The organism is Kitasatospora sp. NPDC002543 (assembly GCF_053594915.1).
The window spans coordinates 1-4,050 of record NZ_JBSFWR010000208.1 but is presented as its reverse complement, the minus strand read 5'-3'; the positions used below and the strand labels follow the sequence as shown (position 1 = coordinate 4,050).

Here is a 4,050-nt window from a genome sequence, read left to right as displayed (position 1 = left end):
GCCGGGTTTCCCGGCGGGGAACGGGGCGGCCGCCGCCGGGGTGGGGCGGCGGCGGCCTGGGAGCGCGTGCGGGGCGGATCAGCCGTGGACGTAGACGATGCCGAGCTTGGTGAGCTGCCAGAGCTGGTTGGCGGCGCCGGTGTCGGTGGCGAGTTCGACGTACGGGTTGCCCTTGGCGTCGAGGGTGCTGCCGGCGGCCAGGACCTTGCTCTGGTCCTGGGAGTCGGCGACCTTGTAGCGGCCGTTGCCGGCCGGCTTGAACACCCAGTGCTGGTTGCCGCCGCCGGTGCAGCCCCACTGCTGGATCCGGGTGCCGGGGGCGGTGGAGGCGCCGTTGGCGTCCAGGCACATGTTCCGGTTGCCGCTGAAGTCGAGCTCGTAGCTGCCGCCGGCCTTGGCCTCCAGGACGAAGGACTGGTTGAGCCCGCCGCCGGCGGGATAGGTGATCGCGGGCCGGCCGTTGGTGGAGTCGCCGTAGGTGCCGCCGCCGGTCAGGTCGAGCACGTTGCCGCTGGCCGCGTTGGTCAGCTGGTACCAGGAGCCGTCCTCGGGGGCGTCGTCGAACGGCTGTCCGGGCGTCAGCGGCTGGATCGAGGTGGTGTTCTGCTGGTTGAGCGTGCAGTACGCCTGCGCCAGCTCGGGCCGGGCGAAGAACTGGCCGAGGCAGACGCCCTCACCGCGGTAGCCGGCCACCCGCAGGTGGTACGACTGCCGGACCATGTTCATGCACAGCCCGGGGATGCCGATCTGCGAGTCGCAGCCGTTGCGCACCCACTCGGAGAGGTTGATGACGTCCCCGTTGGTGTACTCGTACGGCGAGGTCGTCCACTCCGCGCAGACCTCGTGCCCGAAGGCGACCCGCCGCTGGTCCAGGTAGCGGACGCCGGGCACCTGCTCGGCCGCGCCGCGCAGCGCGTCGCTGAGCGTCGGCACCACCCAGTTGTGGCCCCAGGCGAGGTCCTCGGGGAAGGCCGGGCAGCCGTCGGCGACCTTGCCGAGGTAGTCGTTGCGCCGGATGTCCGGGGTGATCGGGTTGAAGTACGACTGGTAGACCAGCTGGTACGAGGAGTCGGCGTAGCCGGCCCGGCGCATGGTCTGACGGATGTTCTGGAGCGCCGCGACCACCTTGGGCTGGACGCCCTTGGCGCGCCGGCGGATCTCGTCGCTGCCGATGGTGTCCCGGCAGCCCTGGTCCTTGGGGATCGGGAAGTACTGCGCGAGGCAGTGCATCATGATCCCGCTGAAGTCGAAGTCGTCGTTGGCGCCGATGGTGACGACGACCATCTTGACGTCGTACCTGGCCGCCGTGTCGGCCAGTTTGACGTCCTGCTTGGGCTCGCCGAAGTCGCCGCTGCCAGGGCCGGTGATCTTGGCCAGCTCCGGGTCGCTGACCAGGTCGCCGGTCTGGGCGCCGGAGCAGGCGAGGTCGATCGGGGTGACCCCGGGGATGTCGGTGACGAAGATCTCCGACTTGGGGTGCCGGTGGCAGTAGTTGGTGGGGCTGTCCGTCTCCGGGAAGTAGCCGTCGTTGGTGTCGGTGCCGGCGCCCTCGCCGGAGATGGCGCTGTCGCCGAGTGCGACGATCGCGGCCGGACGGGTGGCCGCGGCCGGGGCCGGGGCCGGGTCGGCCAGGGCGGCGGGGGCACCGGCCAGGCCGAGGGTGGCGAGGAGGACTCCGGTGGCGAGCAGGGCGGCGCACCGGGACGCGCCGGTGCGCGTTCGCCGTGCCGCCGACGGGAGGGACCTGGTCACACGCGACTCCTTGCGGGGGTGGGGGACCGCCCGAGCGGGGGAGCCGAGCGGCGCGGAGCAAGAGAGGAGCAGAAAAGGTGAGCAGGTCTCGCATTCTAGGAACTGACAAGTAACACAACAAGACTCCTGACACGGCCCGGCCCCGACCGGTCGGCGGGTTCCCGGCACAGCGAAGAGCCGCCGCCCCGCACCCCAGGAGGGAGGTGCGGAACGGCGGCTCGTCCCGGCCGAACCGGGAGTGCGGGCTCAGCCCACGTTGGCGCACTTGTTGCCGAACGCCGGGTTCAGCAGGCCGATGATGTCGATGGTGTTGCCGCAGACGTTCACCGGAACGTGCACCGGAACCTGGATCTGGTTGCCCGAGACGACACCGGGGGAACCGGCGGCGACACCCTGGGCGCCGGAGCTGGCCATCGCGGAACCGGCGCCGGTGGCCACGATGCCCACCACGGCCGCGCCGACGGCGGCGGTCTTCTTGATGCTCATGTGAGCCTCCTGACTGATCGACAGATATGCACGGGGAGTGCGACATCTAGAACGAGACCCCGCGGGGCGGGTTGCGACGCTCCCCGCACTGTCACCCGTCCGGCGCAACGGCGCCGCGGGCCGGGCATTCGGGTGATCGGAGGACCGGACCGTATCCCCGTGCGCGGTGCCTCGTTCTCCCTCACGGAACCCGGTCTCCACGGCCCCCACGCGGCGGGCCTCCCAAACCCGGCGTCCGGCAACCCGTGCCGGACCGCCCGACCGGAATTCCACCTGGTCGCGCCTTTCCGGACCCTTTCCCGGCCGTGCGGGAATCGATTCACGAGGCAATGCGACCCGGCAGCCGCGGCCGCGCCCGAGCCATGGGCGGAACACGCCGACGTGCGCCGACCGAGTGACAATCACGGCAATCCCTTAAGCCGGCGGGTGAGTATTTCGTGCTCGCCCGACTCCCGACATTTCCCTTCCGTCGGGCAGAAATCGGAGGAATGACATGCGCAACTTCAAGAAGGCCGCCATCCTGTCCCTGGCCGCCAGCGGCCTGGTGCTGGGTGCCGCCGGCGGTGCTGTCGCCAGCTCGGGCGCCGAGGGCGTCGCCGCCGGCTCGCCCGGTGTGCTCTCCGGGAACCAGATCCAGGTGCCGATCCACATCCCGATCAACCTGTGCGGCAACACCATCGACATCATCGCGCTGCTGAACCCGGCGTTCGGCAACGAGTGCGTCAACGCCGGCTGAACCCGCTCTCGCCGCACCGGCGACAGCTGATTCACCCGAGCCCGTGCCGCGCCCCGCAGTGCCGGGGCACGGCGCGCTCCACCCGTGTGTGATCGAGGAGATCAACCCCCCATGCAGAACATCAAGAAGGCCGCCGTCCTCTCCGCCGCCGCCGCAGGCCTGGTGCTGGGCGCGGCGGGCTCCGCCGCCGCCAGCGCGGGCGCCGAGGGCGTCGCCGCCAACTCCCCCGGCGTCATCTCCGGCAACCAGATCCAGATTCCGGTGCACGTGCCGGTCAACCTGTGCGGCAACTCCATCAACCTGGTCGGCCTGCTGAACCCGGCGTTCGGCAACACCTGCGCCAACGTGGAAGCGCCGCCCGCGGACGACTGCTGATCCCCGATCGGCACGTGTTCCGGCCGTACTGCCCCCCGACCAGCCGGCCGGGGGGCAGTTCGGCGTCCCCGGACAGCCGTCCGGGATTCCCGATCCACCGAAGGGTGATCACGATGGTTTCGAAGAAGAGCGCGGCCGCCCTGGCCGCCGCCGCGGGTGTCGCGGTGCTGTTCGGCGCCGGTTCGGCGCAGGCCGCCGCCCAGGGCGAGGCTCCGGCCGGCCCGGCCACCCTCACCAAGACCGACCTCGGTCAGGCCCTGGGCGGGACGACCACCGGCCTCGGCTACGGCATCGCGCCGATCAAGAGCCTGCGGCTGGACCCGTGGGCGAACTCCTCGGCCGACTTCCTCAACAACGGCGCGGCCCTCCAGCCGGACCAGGGCCTGCCCGCGGTCGGCACCGGGACGCTGACCGGCCCGCTGAGCGCCGGCGGCGGCGTCAAGGACCTGCCGCTGGTCGGCGGGCTGACCGGCCTCCTCCCGGGCTGACCCTCCGGGCCCACGAGGGCCCGGGCGCACGAGGGCCCGGCATCCCGCCGCGCGGCCGGGGTGCCGGGCCCTCGTACCGGGGCCGGACTCAGAGCCGGGTGAGGTCGGTCAGGCCGGTCTGCCCCACCACGGTGGTGGTGGTCGTGGTGGCGGTGTCGGCCAGGGCGCCCGCCGTGTCGGTCAGCGAGAGCCGGCTGTCCTCGCCGCCGAGGC

Annotated in this window: 5 protein-coding genes; 3 read left to right on the top strand and 2 right to left on the bottom strand. The window is 72.0% G+C overall.

Going from position 1 to position 4,050, the window contains the following annotated elements; all coding sequences use genetic code 11:
• Positions 1-78 precede the first annotated feature (78 nt).
• Complete coding sequence (locus ACWD4P_RS37955) at positions 79-1,752, bottom strand: RICIN domain-containing protein (RefSeq protein ID WP_449782784.1); 1,674 nt, start codon at positions 1,750-1,752, stop codon at positions 79-81.
• 246 nt (positions 1,753-1,998) lie between these two features.
• Positions 1,999-2,238, bottom strand: coding sequence for a chaplin (locus tag ACWD4P_RS37950; protein WP_359823634.1), 240 nt, complete (start codon positions 2,236-2,238; stop codon positions 1,999-2,001).
• 493 nt (positions 2,239-2,731) lie between these two features.
• Here ACWD4P_RS37950 and ACWD4P_RS37945 point away from each other — a divergent pair, with 493 nt between their 5' ends.
• From ACWD4P_RS37945 to ACWD4P_RS37935, 3 genes are all read left to right on the top strand, one after another.
• Positions 2,732-2,974 (top strand): chaplin, encoded by a 243-nt coding sequence (locus ACWD4P_RS37945; RefSeq protein ID WP_359823632.1) that lies wholly within the window; start codon positions 2,732-2,734, stop codon positions 2,972-2,974.
• Between the two features lie 111 nt (positions 2,975-3,085).
• Positions 3,086-3,349 carry a chaplin gene (locus ACWD4P_RS37940; protein ID WP_359823630.1) on the top strand — a complete coding sequence of 88 codons (264 nt, stop codon included), beginning with the start codon at positions 3,086-3,088 and terminating at the stop codon, positions 3,347-3,349.
• Positions 3,350-3,462: 113 nt separating this feature from the next.
• Positions 3,463-3,837: a hypothetical protein gene (locus ACWD4P_RS37935; RefSeq protein ID WP_359823628.1), complete on the top strand. Its 375-nt coding sequence runs from the start codon at positions 3,463-3,465 to the stop codon at positions 3,835-3,837.
• Positions 3,838-4,050 lie beyond the last annotated feature (213 nt).

Excerpts from the sequence above, each read along its gene's own strand:
- ACWD4P_RS37950 (WP_359823634.1), bottom strand. The coding sequence starts at position 2,238 with ATGAGCATCAAGAAGACCGCCGCCGTCGGCGCGGCCGTGGTGGGCATC.
- ACWD4P_RS37945 (WP_359823632.1), top strand. The coding sequence starts at position 2,732 with ATGCGCAACTTCAAGAAGGCCGCCATCCTGTCCCTGGCCGCCAGCGGC.
- ACWD4P_RS37940 (WP_359823630.1), top strand. The coding sequence starts at position 3,086 with ATGCAGAACATCAAGAAGGCCGCCGTCCTCTCCGCCGCCGCCGCAGGC.
- ACWD4P_RS37935 (WP_359823628.1), top strand. The coding sequence starts at position 3,463 with ATGGTTTCGAAGAAGAGCGCGGCCGCCCTGGCCGCCGCCGCGGGTGTC.